This is a genomic window from Streptomyces sp. BRA346 (genome assembly GCF_052851135.1).
This window is the reverse complement of record NZ_JAIWIH010000056.1, coordinates 1-15987: the sequence shown is the minus strand read 5'-3', so window position 1 is coordinate 15987 and position 15987 is coordinate 1. Positions and strand designations below refer to the sequence as shown.

13 protein-coding genes and 4 pseudogenes are annotated in these 15987 nt (G+C 68.1%); 2 read left to right on the top strand and 15 right to left on the bottom strand.

The window, feature by feature from the left end:
* Nucleotides 1-263: 263 nt before the first annotated feature.
* The 11 genes and pseudogenes from LCH29_RS40310 to LCH29_RS40260 all read right to left on the bottom strand — a co-directional run bounded on the left by LCH29_RS40310 (nucleotide 264) and on the right by LCH29_RS40260 (nucleotide 12515).
* Nucleotides 264-3176, bottom strand: coding sequence for a glycosyl hydrolase family 95 catalytic domain-containing protein (locus tag LCH29_RS40310; protein WP_446466655.1), 2913 nt, complete (start codon nucleotides 3174-3176; stop codon nucleotides 264-266).
* The gene (locus tag LCH29_RS40305) at nucleotides 3164-3646 is read right to left on the bottom strand and encodes a hypothetical protein (protein WP_446466654.1); all 483 of its coding nucleotides are present in this window, start codon (nucleotides 3644-3646) and stop codon (nucleotides 3164-3166) included. The genes LCH29_RS40310 and LCH29_RS40305 overlap by 13 nt, the downstream gene beginning before the upstream one ends.
* Before the next feature lie 566 nt (nucleotides 3647-4212).
* Nucleotides 4213-5694 carry an RICIN domain-containing protein gene (locus LCH29_RS40300; protein WP_446466653.1) on the bottom strand — a complete coding sequence of 494 codons (1482 nt, stop codon included), beginning with the start codon at nucleotides 5692-5694 and terminating at the stop codon, nucleotides 4213-4215.
* A 212-nt stretch (nucleotides 5695-5906) separates the two neighbouring features.
* The gene (locus LCH29_RS40295) at nucleotides 5907-6029 is read right to left on the bottom strand and encodes a hypothetical protein (protein WP_446466652.1); all 123 of its coding nucleotides are present in this window, start codon (nucleotides 6027-6029) and stop codon (nucleotides 5907-5909) included.
* Between the two features lie 64 nt (nucleotides 6030-6093).
* Nucleotides 6094-6519 carry an endo-1,4-beta-xylanase gene (locus tag LCH29_RS40290; RefSeq protein WP_446466651.1) on the bottom strand — a complete coding sequence of 142 codons (426 nt, stop codon included), beginning with the start codon at nucleotides 6517-6519 and terminating at the stop codon, nucleotides 6094-6096.
* Between the two features lie 361 nt (nucleotides 6520-6880).
* Nucleotides 6881-7858 carry an RNA polymerase sigma factor gene (locus LCH29_RS40285; RefSeq protein ID WP_446466650.1) on the bottom strand — a complete coding sequence of 326 codons (978 nt, stop codon included), beginning with the start codon at nucleotides 7856-7858 and terminating at the stop codon, nucleotides 6881-6883.
* A gap of 68 nt (nucleotides 7859-7926) precedes the next feature.
* Nucleotides 7927-8178: pseudogene (locus LCH29_RS40280) on the bottom strand (SDR family oxidoreductase); the annotation flags it as partial.
* A gap of 62 nt (nucleotides 8179-8240) precedes the next feature.
* A complete protein-coding gene (locus LCH29_RS40275; RefSeq protein ID WP_446466649.1) occupies nucleotides 8241-9443 on the bottom strand; it encodes a mandelate racemase/muconate lactonizing enzyme family protein in 1203 nt (400 codons plus the stop codon).
* A 3-nt stretch (nucleotides 9444-9446) separates the two neighbouring features.
* The gene (locus tag LCH29_RS40270; RefSeq protein ID WP_446466648.1) at nucleotides 9447-10274 is read right to left on the bottom strand and encodes a carbohydrate ABC transporter permease; all 828 of its coding nucleotides are present in this window, start codon (nucleotides 10272-10274) and stop codon (nucleotides 9447-9449) included.
* Nucleotides 10274-11239, bottom strand: a complete 966-nt coding sequence (locus tag LCH29_RS40265) for a carbohydrate ABC transporter permease (protein ID WP_446466647.1) — start codon at nucleotides 11237-11239, stop codon at nucleotides 10274-10276. The genes LCH29_RS40270 and LCH29_RS40265 overlap by 1 nt, the downstream gene beginning before the upstream one ends.
* Nucleotides 11240-11243: 4 nt before the next feature.
* The gene (locus tag LCH29_RS40260; RefSeq protein WP_446466646.1) at nucleotides 11244-12515 is read right to left on the bottom strand and encodes an ABC transporter substrate-binding protein; all 1272 of its coding nucleotides are present in this window, start codon (nucleotides 12513-12515) and stop codon (nucleotides 11244-11246) included.
* Between the two features lie 158 nt (nucleotides 12516-12673).
* Between LCH29_RS40260 and LCH29_RS40255 the strand changes: the two genes are divergently transcribed.
* Entirely contained in the window at nucleotides 12674-13444 is a 771-nt protein-coding gene (locus tag LCH29_RS40255; protein WP_446466645.1) for a FadR/GntR family transcriptional regulator, read from the top strand.
* Nucleotides 13445-13808: 364 nt separating this feature from the next.
* The gene (locus LCH29_RS40250) at nucleotides 13809-14414 is read left to right on the top strand and encodes a lytic polysaccharide monooxygenase auxiliary activity family 9 protein (RefSeq protein ID WP_179933253.1); all 606 of its coding nucleotides are present in this window, start codon (nucleotides 13809-13811) and stop codon (nucleotides 14412-14414) included.
* A gap of 287 nt (nucleotides 14415-14701) precedes the next feature.
* On the opposite strand, the pseudogene LCH29_RS40245 reads toward LCH29_RS40250, so the two are convergent.
* The 4 genes and pseudogenes from LCH29_RS40245 to LCH29_RS40230 all read right to left on the bottom strand — a co-directional run.
* Nucleotides 14702-14880 (bottom strand): annotated as a pseudogene (locus LCH29_RS40245) (IS5 family transposase); the annotation flags it as partial.
* 141 nt (nucleotides 14881-15021) lie between these two features.
* Nucleotides 15022-15165, bottom strand: a pseudogene (locus LCH29_RS40240) (IS5 family transposase); the annotation flags it as partial.
* A pseudogene (locus tag LCH29_RS40235) lies at nucleotides 15164-15688 on the bottom strand (helix-turn-helix domain-containing protein); the annotation flags it as partial. The pseudogenes LCH29_RS40235 and LCH29_RS40240, both read right to left, overlap by 2 nt.
* Nucleotides 15689-15876: 188 nt before the next feature.
* Nucleotides 15877-15987 (bottom strand): RICIN domain-containing protein (locus LCH29_RS40230; protein WP_446466665.1); only part of this gene is annotated, 111 nt, incomplete at its 5' end.

The following is a 15987-nucleotide window of genomic DNA, read 5'->3' as shown; positions in this document are numbered from 1 at the left end:
CAGCGACCTCATGGCGAAGCACGAGGATCTCGGCGTTGTTCGCAGCGGTCGAACGGCCCAGCAAGAGGAGGCAGCCCAGTAGCCGGCAGAAGATCAGGTAGAGCGGTCGAAGACCCACGATCACTGATCACGCCCATACGCGGACGATCACAAAGTCCCAGGTCAACGACCGTACAGCAATAAAGACACCCTTCAGGCGAGAACGAGCAATGCCGCTAGCCCGGCTCGCCCGGGAAACAATCTGTGGACCGGCATCATGCGACTCACTCGGTGCTCGGTGACATGGCTCTCCCCGGTCGGTCGGACCGCAGTTCGCCCAGGGGCTGGATGCGCTGGAGCCGGAATCGCTGGTTGGTGCTACCAGTGGCTGCCCACTGGGAGATGCGGGCTCCGTCGGCGGTGGAGGCCTCCCACACGTCCAGGGCGAGGCCGCTCTGCCGGTTGACCAGACTGATCACGCCACCGCCGTGGTCGACTGTCCGCCACTGCTGGCCGGCGGCGTCGGTATCCGGCTGCTGGGTGATGTCGGCGCCGCTGCTGCTACTGGCGACCTGCAGGACCAGACCACTGTGCCCAACCCGGATCCTGTAGTGCCCGTCGTCGGAGGGCAGGAACTCGAAGTGTTGGTTGAGACCGGCGGTGATCTGCCACTGGATCAGCCGCGCACCGGCGGCCGTGGACGCACCGTTGATGTCGGCGGCCTTGCCGCTGTGCTGGGCCACCAGCCGGTAGGCCACGCCGGCCTCCACCGGCCCCGACCTGAGTGCGGACGCGCGGTAGGTTTTGCCGGCCTGGCCGGCGAACTCGATGAGATCGGCCTCGATCCGCTTCGGCTGGACCGGCTCACCGCTGGAATCGTCCTTCAGCGTGAAGTCGCCGGCGAAGATCCGATTGCGCACCCGGACGGTACCGGTTCGGTCGGGTGTGACGACGAACTCGATCCGGCCGCTGCTCCACTCGACGCCGACGGTGTATCCGCCGCGGCCGCGCAGTCCGCTCACGCGCCCGGTGGGCCAGGCGGCCGGCAGCGCCGGCAGCACGTGCAGTTCGCCGTTGTGGCTCTGCAACAGCATCTCCGCGATGCCCGAGGTGGCGCCGAAGTTGCCGTCGATCTGGAAGGGCGGGTGCAGGTCGAACATGTTGGGCGCGAGCCTGTCCGTCCGCACCAGGTCCCGGATCAGCTTGTGGGCCCGGGCGCCGTCCTCCATCCGTGCCCAGAAGTTGATCTTCCACGCGAGCGACCATCCCGTCCCGTCGTCACCGCGCAGCTCCAGCGTCCGCCGCGCGGCCTCGTGCAACTGGGGTGTCCCGCGCTTGGTGATCTGGTTGCTCGGATGCAGACCGTACAGGTGGGAGACGTGCCGGTGAGTCCGCTCGGTCTCCACCCAGTCGGCCAGCCACTCCTGGACATTACCCCTGGAGCCGACCCGCGTCGGCGCCAGCCGGTCCCGGGCCGCCACTGCCTGGGCGCGGAAGGTGGCGTCCACGCCGAGGATTTCGCCGGCGCGGGCGACGCTGTTGAAAAGGTCGCGCAGGATCTGGTTGTCCATGGTGGGCCCCGCGCAGACGGTGGCGTTCGCATGGTGAGTGAGCTCCGGAGAGTTCGACGGGTTGGTGACCAGGTATCCGAGCGTCGGGTGGGCGACCAGGGTGTCGAGGAAGAACTGAGCGGCGCCCTTCAGGGCCGGATAGTTCGAGCGGAGGAAGTCGACGTCACCGGTGAACAGGTAGTGGTCCCAGATCAGGGTGGCCAGCCATGCGCCACCGGTCTGCCACATCCCCCACCGCGCTTCGTCGACGACCGAGGCGCCCCGCCACGCGTCGGTGTTGTGATGCGTCACCCAGCCGCCGGCGCCGTACTGCGCCTGGGCCACCCGGGCGCCGGTCACGGTCAGGTCGTCGATCATGTCGAAGACCGGGAGGAAGCATTCGGACAGGTTCGTCGTGTCGGCGGGCCAGTAGTTCATCGGCAGGTTGGCGTTGATGGTGAACTTCGAGTCCCAGGACGGAGCCATCTGGTCGTTCCAGATGCCCTGCAGGTTCGCCGGCTGGGTGCCCGGCCGCGAGGATGAGATGAGCAGGTACCGGCCGAACTGGAACAACAGGGCGGAGAACTGCGGGTCGTTCACTTGCGCGTGCTGTGCGATCCGTACGTCGGTCGGCTGGTCGGCCGCCGTCGTACGTCCAAGATCGACCGACACCCGGCTGAACAGCGCCTGATAGTCGGCGAGATGCCGGCTGCGTAGTCCGTCGACGCCGATGTTGCGGGCAGCGTTGAGGCGGCTCCGCGCGATCCCCTGGTAGTCGCCGCCGACGTTCCGGAAGTTGACGTAGCTGGAGCCGATCGACACGAGCACCGTCACGCTGGTGGCGCCGGAGACCCGCAGCATGCCGCCCGAGCTGCTGACCGTGCCGCCCGTCACGGCGGCGTTGGCCAGGGCGAGGAACCGCACCCGCCCGGCGATGCCCTCCATGGTGGCGGAGATGCCGTCGAGGGCGATCGTGGCCCCGTCCGGGCTGGACACCGTAGTCCGTTGTGGACTGTCGAATGTGGCGTTGAAGGCGATGGAGTTGGCCCGGTCGGCCGTCAGCCGGACCACGATCACCTGGTCAGGTGCGCCGGCGAACACCTCACGCTGGTACCGCACGCCGTTCAGCACGTAGGTCGTGATGGCCGTGGCGGTGGTGAGGTCGAGCGTCCGGTTGTACTGCGACACGCCGGTAGCGCTGCCGAAGGAGAGCAGAAGGTTTCCGACCGGCTGGTAGGCCAGCTGTCCGGCCGGGCTGCCCAACATCGCCTGATTGATCAGGTCCTGCGCCGGCCCCCACTGATCCGCAAAGACCCGCCGCCGGATCTCGGCGATGTTGGCCGCGCCGCGGGTGTTGGCGGAGTCGTACGGACCGCCGGCCCAGACGGTGTCCTCGTTGAGCTGCAGCCGTTCGGTGTCGACGTTGCCGAACACCATCGCGCCGAGGCGTCCGTTGCCGATCGGCAGTGCCCGCAGCCAGTCCGTGCCGGCCGGCTTGTCGTACCACAGGGCGAGGTCGTCGGCGGCCAGGACCTCCGGCGGCGCGGCCGAGCCGCCCCTGGCAACGGCCGTCCACCCACCCGGCACGATCCCTGCTCCAGCCGCCGCCCCGGCGGCGAGAAACCGTCTGCGTGTCACCTCGGACATGTCGTTCTCCCTTCACGGACTGGAGCAGGTCGCTGACTTCGGTGATGACAAACCGCCGGTGAGAAAGGCGACGGCCGTACGCTGTCTTCTCCGACGAGCCGGAGGCCGGCCACCGGCTGGAGGACCGGGGCCCTGCGCCGGCCTCGGTCCTTCCTCGCGAAAGCGGCGTCGAACGCGGGGCGGCCGGGCGCGTCGGCCTGGCGGACCGCGACCGGAACCGGGCGGGTCCAGGGTTCGACCTCAGCCAGGTCGTCGGAGACGGCGACCACCAGCCGGGCGGGGATCACGCCGGAGTCGGCCAGTGCCTCCGCCTTCTTGATCACCGGAATGGTCACCAGGTCATGTCCGCCGAAGACCAGGTCGGCCATGTCGGGCAGCGCCGGTCCGCGCAGTACGGGCAGCGCCGTGACGCAGCCGGTCGGCTCCGTGATCCCGGCCCGCAGAGTGAGCGCACCGACGGCGGCCGTCACGGCGACGGCTCCGCGCGCCGACCTGCCAGACACCTGTACCCATGTACGACTCCTTACGCATCGGAGCGGCACCATGGTGTGCCACTCGCGGTGAATGCCCCGCCCACCCGGCCGGCGGAGGATGGCGTCCGGAGTCGGCGGCATCCGATCACCACCGGTCCCACGCCGGTCCGGGCGGGCAGGGCTGGAGACGAGGCCGGTCGGCCTCACGGCCTCGCAAACCCCGCAGACACGCAAGGCCGTGCAGTCGCGCCGGTCTCTGTCCGTGTCCGCGCCGCCGATGACTGGACGGTCACCGTCGCCGCTACGGGCATCACCTCCGTCCACGACGAGCCCGCCTCGCCCGAGCGCAGCACCGCGTTCCGAACGAACTGGACTTGGAGGGCGTCAGCAAAGGGCTCCAGTCGAAAGCGACCGCGCCGAGCGACCCGTTGATCTCCACGCGGAGCGCGTCCTTGCGCCCGGTGGCGAACCTCGTCGCCTCGTAGCACAAAACGACCCTTGCGCTGCCAGCAGACCGTTTACTTTGGCGTCGTCGTTGCCATCGGCTCGGCCGCGGCCGGCGGTCACCGTCCACCGTGTCCGCCGAGTCGGGCGTCGCGTCGCGCGTCAGTGTTCTGGATCTGCCATCTCTGGTTGTCACCGCCCCAGCACGCCCACAGCTGCACCTTGAAAGTGGAGGTGTTCACGTCGAGGCAGAGACCGGAGTGAACGCTGCGGATGGCGCCGTCAGCGCCCACCGTCCAACGCTGGTTGTCGCCGCCGTTACACGCCCACGTGCCGACCACGGTGCCGTTCGTCGTCCCGCTGTCGTACGCATCCAGGCACTTCTGGCCCCCGAGTGCGGTGATCTGCCCGCCGGCCGTCGAGGTCCACTGCTGGCCAACCGTGCTGGCGCAGGTGTACACCTGGACTTGGATGTTCCCCGTGGTCCCGCCGGGGATGTCCAGACAGCGCCCGGTGCTGACATTGCGCAGCAGGCTGGTCGGGGCCGGAACCTCGCCATCCAGGCCCCAGCCGTATCTGAGGCGCTCGCGGCCGCTGGCGCTGGGGGTGCTGAGCGTGAGGTCGGTACCGGTGCCGTGCAGTTTCTGCATGGCATACCAGTCGTCGTCCTGGCCGGCGCGTATTTTCCCGCCCAGCCCGGGCCAGTAGATGGAGCCGATCCGCAGTTCCCGGAGCACCGTGGTGGTGGCCCGGAAATAGCGCACGAAGTTGTCGGTGCTGCCGGCGTCGTGGTAGTTGAGCCCGGTATCCATCGGCGCGCCGAACTCGTCGACGACAGTGCGGTCGGCGCAGGACCCGATCGCGTTCCGCAGGTACGCCACCCACTGGTCGTAGGTCTTCGCGCCGCTGAAGAACGTGTAGTGGTGCAGCGACAGGAACGTCCCGTCAAGGCGGCGGTCGGCACACATGGATCTGATGTCAGTGTTCAGGCCGGCGCCGCTGACGAAGATGCGGCTCCGTGGAATCGACGGGTGGCTGCTGATCCAGTCGCTCACCACGTTCGCCCACTCGCCGGCGCTGTGCCCTCCCGGTTCGTTCATCGGCTCGAAGTGGACGAGGCTGTTGGTGCCGTACCGGGCAAGCACGGTGTTCCACATGGTGTCGAAGGCGCTCGGGTTGACGATGCGACCGCCGCGGGCAGCCACCCCGTCGTCCCAGTAGGAGAGGACGACCTTGAATCCCTTCGCGGTGGCTGCGTCTATCGCGCCCGTGTACGCGCTCCACCAACTCGTCCCGACCGTGTAGGTGTTAATCGGGAGCCGAACGGTGTTGGCACCGAGGTTGTTCTCGAAGCCGGTGTAGATGGCGTTGGCTTTCGCCACGACCGTCTGGTAGCTGTCGGCACCGCTCAACCCGTGCAGGACCAGCGGTCCACCGTGGAAGTTGTCACCGAGCCGGGCCCAGTTGACGCCGCGGAACCGGGCGGTGTCGGCGGCGGCCGGCGAGGCGCTCTGGTGCTCGACGACCGCGAGCGCGCTGAGAGCGGTCAGGACGCAGGCGAGCGCCCGGGCGAGGTAGCGTCGGCGATGGGTGCGGGGCATGGTCGTGCCTTCCCGGTTGGCGGTGTGGTCACGTCTGCGCTGCGCCGGATCTGTTGACGTCGGCCGTCTGCCGGCAGCCGGCCGAGCCGGCGCGGAGCTTGCCCTCTCCGCGCCGGCCCCTCCCAGATCGCTCGCGCAGCGAGCATGTCAGCGTCATGCCGCTGCCGTGGCGCCTGGAAAGCCTCGCTCCCCGGCTTCGCCCGGATCTCCGGTCAGCGGGTGGAGTTGGTCTGGGTGAGCAGCCCCGTCCGCCACGGCAGGGAGATGTAGTCGCCGTCGGCGTGGGGGTTCATGCCCTGGTACAGGAACTGCGACCGGCACGGGTTTAACGGCACGGTCAGGTCGTTACCGGCCCGGGGCTCCCCGGGATGTCCCGGGTCCACGCCGGGCCCGAGAACGTCACGTCGTTGGAGCGGGCGAACGGGCGTGCTGGACGTGCCAGAGCAGCGGGTGGCCGCGCACGCCCATGCCGCCTGCCCGGGCATGGCTGACGATGCGATCACCGCCGCTGTAGTTGAAGACTCCCCCCTGCGGCTCGGTGGCGTCCCACTTCATCTCGTTCTCGGCGACGACGCGGTTGAACTCGCGGTTGAGAACCGACATGCAGGTGCTGTCGGAGAACTTGTACGTGCCGACCGCGGCGCCGAAGTAGCGGCCCTTCTCCGCCTCCGAGGCGCCCAATGTGAACACCGCGTCGGCGCTTCCCATGAACAGCGGCACCGTGCCGGCCGCGACCAACCCGGCTGACAGGGGCATCAGCAGGGGCAGGATCGCTTGGGCCCGGGGCCGCCGCGGCGGATCAGCCGAGTGCACGAATTCGTTCATCACCGGCACCTTTCGAAGTCGGAGCCACCTCACTGTGTTAGCCGTCGGCAATCTGTAGATCGCTTTTGGCTTCCGCTTTCACAGGTCATGAATGGGGGAACCTTACGCGTCGACCACTAGAAGATTGACAGGTTGTCATGGTCCATTCAAGAGGAGCCGTCGATATATTCGGGCCTGAGCCGTCGTGCAACCAACCGGAGAAGCGGGACTATTGACGGCCACCTCTCATAACCTTTTCAGGCAACGAATTGGAGTGACGGACGCGTGTAAATCGCGGCAGTTTTCGTTATCGGCGGCCGGCTTGAACAGTCGCAGTCGCCGTGGTGCCGAAAAGCACGGCGCCGTCGCCGCGCGCGAAGACTCAGGTGCCGACTCGAGCGGCCCTCAGACGAGTTGGCCGAGTAACCCGGCCTTGACGCCGGCGAACCGGCCCGCAGCCGACCTCGGCCGACTCGGCTCCCATCACGACGGCATTCCCGGTCGCCCTGGCGAGCGCAGTACTGTCGAGCACCGTGGTCGACCGCGTCGGCGGGACGGGGAGCAGCGCCATGGCGACGATCAGCCGCTCAAGGGGTACCAGTTCGTCGGCGGCCCGGCCGCAGTCCGCACAGGATCGGGTGTGCCGGGTGATGCGCTTGCGCCACAGCGTGCTCGGTACGCCGTCCCAGCCCCCCAGCGCGGCGGTCAGCTGTGGGCACCGGGGGCTGGCTTCCAGCGCGGCGACCAGTGACCGGCTCAGCTCCAGCTGGTTGCGCATCCGCTGGACGCGCACACCCGCGTGAGCCACGCTCGTTCCCAGCGCCGCCGCGAGCTCCGCCCTCGTCAGCCGGCCCGCGGCCTCCAGCCACCACAGCGACAGCAGCGCCCGGGCGTCCGGGTCGAGCCATCGGCTGGCGCGTACGGTCTTTCGGCGATGACCGGACAGCTCGACGTGGATCAGGGCCAGGTTCTCGGCGTCGGCGTCCGGCAGGTCGGTCATCTCGTCCAGGGGGGCCGTCCGTTCGGCGTCCGTCCGCCGCCGGTGCAGATGGGTGCTGATCTGTCGTGTCGCGATCGTGGCCAGCCAGGGCCGGAAGCACTCCGGGGCGCGCAACGTGCGCAGCTCGGGAAGTGCCCGCAGCATCGTCTCCTGCACCACGTCGTCGACGTCCGCAAGCTCACCCAGTGCCCTGCGCACGATCGCGTATACCAGCGGCAGGTACGTCGCGGCCAGGTCGTCGAGCGCTCGTGGATCGCCGGCCTGTGCGGCGACGACCAGGCTCCTCTCGTCGGCTCGCCCGGCTCGTATCACGAGCCCATACACGTGGCCTCGGGCAAGGCTGCCCCAGGTGCCGCGCACGTCGCCACCCTCGGGTTCGCACTCACGATCGACTCGGGCGCGGCCGGCCGGTAATGCTTGGCAGCCCATCATCGCCCCAGCCATCCGCCATCAACGGGAAGAACGATGCCGTTGACATGGTCGGACGCCGGGGAGGCGAGGAACACCGTGGCCCCGGCGAGATCGTCGGCGCGTCTCCAGCGACCGGCCGGGATCCGGCCGAGGATCGCCTGGTTGCGCGGGCGGCCCGCGCGTAACGCCTCGGTGTTGTCGGTGGCGATGTAGCCCGGTGCGATGGCGTTGGCGTCGACGCCGCGCCCACCCCACTCCTTCGCCAGGGCCGGCGCCTCGGCGACCCGGCCTTCGATCTCGAGGGTGCGGGCCCCGCGGTGGACAAGCGCCTTCATCGGTCCTCCATCCCCATGGTGTCGAACGTCCCTTCCGCGGTGGATCGGCATGGTCCAGGGGTGACCGCGAGCAGCCGCCGGCCGGCCTGCTCCGGCCGTATGTGCGGTCCGTCGGGTGCGTGTGCCGTTCGCTGACGGGCCGCGGTCATCACCGTTTCGTCGACCCGGATGCCCAGGCCCGGCGTGTCGCCGAGCACGAAGGCGCCGTCCTCGACGTGCAGGTCCATCGCGACGCCGATCGGCGGCTGCAGGTCCTGCAGTTCGCTGACGAGGTGGTTGGGCACCGACGTCGCGGCGTGCAGCAGCGCGACGGGCGTGTTGCCGATCGGGCTGACCGGCAGGTCGTAGGCGTGCGCCAGCGCGGCGACACGCAGGAAGTGGGTGACTCCCCAGACCGCGGCCGTCTGGACGATGTCGACGCCTCCCGCCGCGATCAGCGGGCGGAACTGCTCGAGGCCGGTGAGGTTCTCCCCACTGGCGACCGCCGTCCGTACGCCACGGCTGACAGCGGCCAGGCCGTCGGCGTCCCAGCGCCGCACCGGCTCCTCGATCCAGGTCAGGTCGAGGGTGCGTTCCAGTTCACCGACGTGGCGTACCGCCTGCTTGCGGCTCCAGGACTCGTTCGCATCCAGCATGAGCCCTGGCCGGGTCCCGTGCGCCGCCTCGGTCAACACCTCGCGTACGAGCAGCAGCCGGTGCCGGTCACGCTCGACGTCCAGGCCGCCCTTGAGCTTCGCCGCCCTCAGCCCGCGTTCGGCATAGACCTGGTACGTGGCGACGAGCTCGTCGTCGGTGAGGCCGATGTCCAGACCGGAGGCGTAGGCGTGGACCATGCGGTCGTTGCCGCCGAGCAACCGCCACAGCGGCTCACCCGCGGCCTGTGCCTTGATGTCCCACAACGCCGTGTCGAACGCGCCGATCGTGCCGAACACCACGCCGGCATGCCCGGCTTTGAAGGTGTGCCGCAGCATGCGGTCGTAGAGGGCGGTCACCGCGCGCGGGTCCTGGCCGTCGATGGCGGCGAAAATGACCTCGGCTTCCACGTGCGGTCCCAGGCCGACTCCGGTGATCCCCTCATCGGTCTCGACGATGACGACCTGCACGGGCACGACGCCGTCGGCGTAGACGCCGTTGGCGTCACCGACAGGTCGACCCCATTGCTGCGCCGTCGTCAGGCTTCTGTACCCGGTGATGCGCATGCGTCATCCCTTCGTCGCGCCGGCCGTCACGCCGTCGGCGATCTGGCGCTGCAGGAACAGGTAGGTCACCAACACGGGCAGCCCGGCGATCAGGACACCGGCTGCGAAGGTGGGGATGTCGGCGGAGTACTGGCCGCGCAGTGAGGTGATGCCCACCATCAGGGTGCGATGGTCGGCCGACGGCATCATCAGCAGCGAGATGAGCACGTCGTTCCAGCAGAACAGCGCGTCGAGGATGCCCACCGACAGCAGTGCCGGGGCCCCCATCGGCAGCATGATTCGCCGGTAGACGCCGTACAGGGTGTTTCCGTCGATCCGTGCGGCGTCGACGAGCTCGGTGGGCACCGCTCGGTAGTAGCTCGTCATCAAGAAGACGGTGAACGGCAGGAACTGCGCGACGTAGGCGAGGATCAGCCCCGGATAGGTGTCGATGAGACCGCCGCCGGCCATGATCCTGGCCAGCGGCACCATGATCACCTGGAACGGGATGAACAGTGCCGCGAGGCAGACCAGAGCCAGCGCGGACGAGCCACGGAACCGCACCTGGGCCAGCGCGAACCCGGCCATGGACCCGATGAGCAGTAACAGTGCTACGGCGCAGGCCACCACGATCACGGAGTTGAGGAAGTACCGCCCCATGCCGACGCTGTTCCACGCGGTGCCGAGGTTGTCCCACTGGAGAGTGCTTGCCAGGGAGAACCGGTCGAGGATGTACTCCCGGCGGGTCTTCATCGCGACGTTGGCGGTGAACAGCAGCGGGTAGATCGTCGCCAGGGCGAGGAGCACCATCGGCACGGCGACCAGCCATCTGCCCGGCCCCAGGCGGGACATCAGTCCTCCCTCCCCGCCCGGCGCAGCAGGCCGACCTGCAGCAGGCCCACGACCAGCATGATGAGGAAGAGGACTGTGGACGCGGCCGACGCGAGCGCCGGGCGGCTCATCTGCCCCTGCTGGACCCAGATGTAGTACTCCGGCAGGTAGGTCGACCCTTCCGGGCCACCACTGGTCATGACGTAGAGCAGCCCGAACATCGAGGTCAGCATCCCGATCATCGTGGTGACGACGACGAACTGGATGGTGCGGGACAGACCCGGGATGATGACGTGCCAGATCATCCGCGTGAGCGAGGCGCCGTCGACCCGGGCGGCGTCCAGAAGTGCGGAGTCCAGGGTCGCGAACCCGGCCAGGAACACCACCAGCGCCATCCCTGACGTCGCCCAGATGTGCACGCCGACGACGGCGAAGATGGCTACGTCGGGATCGCCGAGCCAGTCCACCGGGCCGACCCCTGAGCCGCCGAGCAAGGCGTTCAGCGGACCGTCGAAGGCCAGGAGCAGGTTGAAGATCGCGCCGACGATCACCGGTGAGAGCACAGCCGGGAAGAAGTAGACGCTCCGGAAGAACGGGTGTCCTGGCACCCGCAGGTGGATGAAGGTGGCGAGCAGTCCCGGGATCGCGACCGCGACCGGCAGCAGCAGCACCAGCAGTCCGACGTTGCGCAGCGCGGTGCGGAACAACGGGTCGTCGATGAGCTCCGCGTAGTTGTCGAGTCCCACCGGGGCGCCGTTGCGTTCACCGTCACCAGTGAAGGAGAAGCTGGCACCCAATCCCAGTGGCCAAAGCCGGAGTACCACGATGATCAGGACAGCGGGAGCGACCAGGATGTAGGGGGCGAGGCGTTCGGCGCGCCGGCCGTTCCGAACTCGCGGAGATTTCGACGCAGGGCAGCGGCCGCCTACCGTCTCACCTGTTCGCGCCCCTTGAGCAGCGCGGACCGACGAACCAACGGGTGACATGGCCTCAGCCCGCTTGGTCGGACGCCGCAAGCTGCTTGACCGCCGCGTCGACCGTGACCGATCCGCTCAGCAGTTGCTGAGACAGCCGCCCCATCAGGTCTACGGTCTTGGACGACAGCGCCACGTGCAGGGCGGGCTTGCCACGGTCGATCTCGGACACGATGGCGGCGACGGCTGGGCCGCCGCTCGAGACGTCCACGGTGCGGTCGGCCGCGATGGCGCCCGCATCGGCGTAGAACGACTTCAGTGCGTCGGTCGAGGTCAGGGAGCGCACCAGATCGGCGGCGACCTTGGGGTCCTTGGTCCACTTCGCGACGGCGTAGCCGATGCCGCCGTCGTAGGGAAGGCTCGGCGTGGCGCCGGCCGTGACGACCGGCGACTTCATGACGCCGACATTTCCGGCGTCGAGGAATTCGGCGAAGTCCTTCCAGTGCCCGGTGTCCGACATCAACCCGATGACGTGGGCGGATTTGTTGGACTGGAACACCGCGAACGCGTCGTTGAACATCGCCGTCGAGTTCGCCCCTTCGTTGTTCAGGCCTTTGTCGTTGGCCTCTTTCCAGAGCGAGAAGACCCGCTTGACCGCCGGCGAGGACCAGTCTCGTCTGCCGGCGATCCAGTCGTCGTACTCCGTGGGCGACAGGACGCCCGAGCCGATTCCGGACAGGAAGAACTGGATACCGATGCCTTCCTTGTTGCCCTGCGCGAAGCACCTGGCACCGGTCGCCTTGGTGATGGTCCGGCAGTTGGCGACGAACTCGTCCCAGCTGGTGGCCGGCCGCTCCGGGTCCAGCCCTGCCTTCCGGTAGAGCGACTTGTTGTAGTAGATCGGGTGACCTTGCAATGTCACCGGAGCAGCGTAGGTCTTTCTGTCCTTGGCGAAGGCCACCCACCCGGCCAGCCGCTTCTTGTCATCACGGACGTACTCGTCCAACGGCAGAAGGGAGTCAGCGCGGTCACGGATCTGCCCGCCGCCGTTGAAGAGCATGACGTCCGGCCCCTTGCCGGCTTGGATGGCGGTCCCGAGCAGGGTGTAGTACTGCTCGAACGGCTGCGCGACGAACTCGACCGTCACGCCGGGATGCCGCTTGGCGAAGTCGGCCTTGGCCTTCTTGACGTATGAGGACGCTGTGGCGTCGCCGGACTTCCAGTCCCAGACGACGAGCGTGCCCTTCGAACCACCGGACGCCGCATCCGGGTCGGCGGCGCTTCCGCAGCCGGCTGAGACGACGAGCCCGGCAACCAGGACCGCCAACCACAGTGTTCGCTGCTTCATTGCTGCCCCACTCTCCTGAGGTGGCCGGCTGTCCGGCGATTGAGGTTGAGGAGGAACGCAACTCGTATGACGTATGTAACCCGTATGACGTATGACGTCAACCGGATGCCGTATAGTTGGCGAGCATCCGTGATACAGCACGGGTCCCGGGGGGTGTCATGACGGCAGTACCGCAGTCATCCGCAGAGGCCTCCGAGGCCCCCGCCTGGAGCCGGCGCCCGGCGAACCTTGCCGCCGCGGTCACGGCTGAGCTGGTGGAGCGGATCGTCCGTGGAGTCCATCCGTCCGGTTCGCCGCTACCCCCCGAGCCCGTGCTCTGCGAGACCTTCTCGGTCAGCCGCACCGTGGTCCGCGAGGCGGTGAAGATACTTCAGGAGAAGGGGCTGGTGCAGGTCCGCCAGGGCGCCGGCACGATGGTTACCCCGCCTGCGATGTGGAACATGCTTGACGAGCTGGTCCTCGGCGCGACCATCGCCGAAGACGAGAGCCTGGCCATCCTCGATCACCTCGTCGAGACCCGCCGCGTGCTGGAGTCCGATATGGCCAACGTCGCCGCCCGCCTGGCGAACACCGAGGTGATCGACCAGCTACGCAGTCTGGTGGAGCGGATGGACGAGCTCGTCGACGACCCCGCTTCGTACCACGAAGAGGACCGGGCGTTCCACGACACCGTCATGCAGGCGTCGGGGAACCGCATCGGCCGTGCCGTGGTCCGTTCGCTGGAGCGCCAGGTCATCAACTCCGCCCGTTACACGGGCCGAACCGGCCGCGCCTTCTGCGTCGCGTCCAACCACGGCCATCGGCGCATCTACGAGCGGATCGCCGCGCACGACCCCAAGGGTGCGGCCGAGGCGATGTTCACCCACATCACCGAGGCGTGGGTGGTGCGCCGCAGCGGGCCGGGCGAGCCGACCCGGCTGCGGCGTTAGAGGTCGTTTTCTCCCGATATTTTATCCCGGAATGAGTGCTTGATCCCCGGGTGTCGGGTCGCGCCAGGAGGGGGTGGCCCCCGCTGCGCACCGCCCGCCGCGCGAGCACACCGGTCCAGGCCGCATCCTCGTCTTCCGGTCCCGCGAACAATTCTGACTCCCGACTCACGGCGGATTTGCTGCTCGCCACCCACCCCTGTCATCAACTCCGTCTTGTTCATTGACATCTCACACAGAAGCCCTACCTTTGGGAGCGCTCCCATAGCAGCCTTGCAACGGGAAGGAGTCCCCCCACATGCGCAAAAGAAGTCCGTTAACCGGGCGTTCGCGGGCGTCCCTCCGCCGGCCTCTCCAGGCGCTCGTCATGCTGTTCGCCGTGGCCGTCGGCGCCCTCGCCTGGTCGACCCCCGCCCAGGCTCACGGCACCGTCGTCGGCCCCGCCACCCGCGCGTACCAGTGCTGGAAGACGTGGGGCAACAACCACACGAACCCGGCCATGCAGACCCAAGACCCCATGTGTTGGCAGGCATTCCAGGCCAACCCCGACACCATGTGGAACTGGATGAGCGCGCTCCGCGACGGCCTCGGAGGCCAGTTCCAGGCACGGACCCCCGACGGGACACTCTGCAGTAACAACCTCTCGAGGAATGCCAGCCTGGACAAGCCCGGACCGTGGAAGACCACCACCATCGGCAACAACTTCTCGGTCCACCTGTACGACCAGGCGTCCCACGGTGCCGACTACTTCAAGGTCTACGTGAGCAAGCAGGGCTTCAACCCCAAGACCCAGACCCTGGGCTGGAGCAACCTCGACTTCATCGCGCAGACCGGCCGCTTCGCCCCGGCACAGAACATCACGTTCCCCGTCCAGACCTCCGGCTACACCGGACACCACATCCTGTTCGTGATCTGGCAGGCCTCGCACCTCGACCAGGCCTACATGTGGTGCAGCGACGTGACCTTCGGCTGAGCCGCAAAGCACCGCACACGGCACCGGCCTCTGCCGGGCGCCGGTAACCCGCCGCCCGGCCGACCGAGCCCGTCGGGGCAGGGGCCCACTTGGTCACCCTGCCCCGACGGGGCTTCCTGCGTTCCTCACTTGACTCCGTCGGGGATCTTGGATGGTCGGGCTCAACTGCCGAGGACCCGCCAGGACTTCGACCGGGAAATCTCGTTCCCCAGGAAGGTCTGGAAGGCGGTCGGCGGTCTCGGCGAAGAGGGTTCCTCGTCGCTGAGAGATCGTTTTCTCTCGTTGCTTCATCCCGGTATATGTTTCTGATCCGTTGATGTCGGGTCGCGCCAGGAGATGGTGGCCTCGCCGGTGAGGCGGCGGGCCATCAGGTCGGTCATGGCGAGGTGAACCATGGCTTCGGAGCGGTACGGGTGGGCTTCGTAGTCGCGGACAAGGCGCCGGTGGAGCATCAGCCAGCCCTAGTGCCGCGTCAGTCAAGGTTTGCCCGGTAGCGAGGCGTCCTGGATCGGCCTCGTAGTGGGCCTACTCGGTCGATTCGGCAACGCCGCAGATGGCCGTGCCAGGGCGGCGAGCGGGGTGAACCTTGGCTGACGCGGCACTAGATCTGCTCGACCGCCCAGCGTTTCGGTATCGGGGTGAAGCCATTGGTCCCGGGGGTGCGTTGGGTGATTTCGAGGTCGATGCCGAGGGTGGCGGCGCGTTCGACGAAGTGTTTGCGGTAGCCGCCGTCGACCCAGACTTTGCGGAACGGTGACGCCCTGGCACTGGTCCGACAGGCCAGAGTCGCGCCACACATGGGCGTCGGCCTTGTTGCCCGGGGCCGGACGGCCGGTGGCCACGACCAAACGTGTGTCGGCGTCGATGATGACCCGCACGTTCGCGGAGAACCGGTAGTTGCGGCTCGAGGCAGCGACCTTGCGGTCGCGGACCGGGACCAGCCTGCCGTCCACGATCCACGGCCGGTCCGCGGCATCGACGGGACGTGCGGCTGGCTCGAGCGCGAGGAGGGGCCTCAGCCGCTGGATCACCCTGCACACCGTGGCCGGCGAGACCCCGAACAGTGGCGCGAGCTGCCTCATGGTGAGGTTCGTCCGATAGTAGACAGCCACCACCAGCACCCGGTCGGCAAGCGGCAGACACCACGGTCGCCCGATTCGCGGCCCGTCGCCACCCCGCTCCCGCACCACCTTCAGCAACCGCTCGAACTGCTTCATCCGCAGCCCCGTGAACGTCTCCACCCACAACGGGGCAGCCCTCAACACCCCACGCATACAAGGGAAATGCCCTGATCACAGCCTTCTGCAGCATGCTTTGGAGGCGACTGACGGGTCCTGCCGCGAGCGAGGCCGATGCCATCGCAGCACAGGTGGTCATCTCCTAGTGGCAGTTGATGGGCAGGGCGTTGCGGCCGAAGAGGTAGTCCGTCGCCTGCGGAGAGAGCGAATAGGCGTTGATTCCGCTATCGCAGTGCCCACTGCTGGTTGGTGCCGCCGTGGCAGGACCAGAGGGTGATCCTGGTGCCGTTGGCGGTGCCGGCGGCGTTGGCGTCGAGGCAGAGTCCGGACTGGAC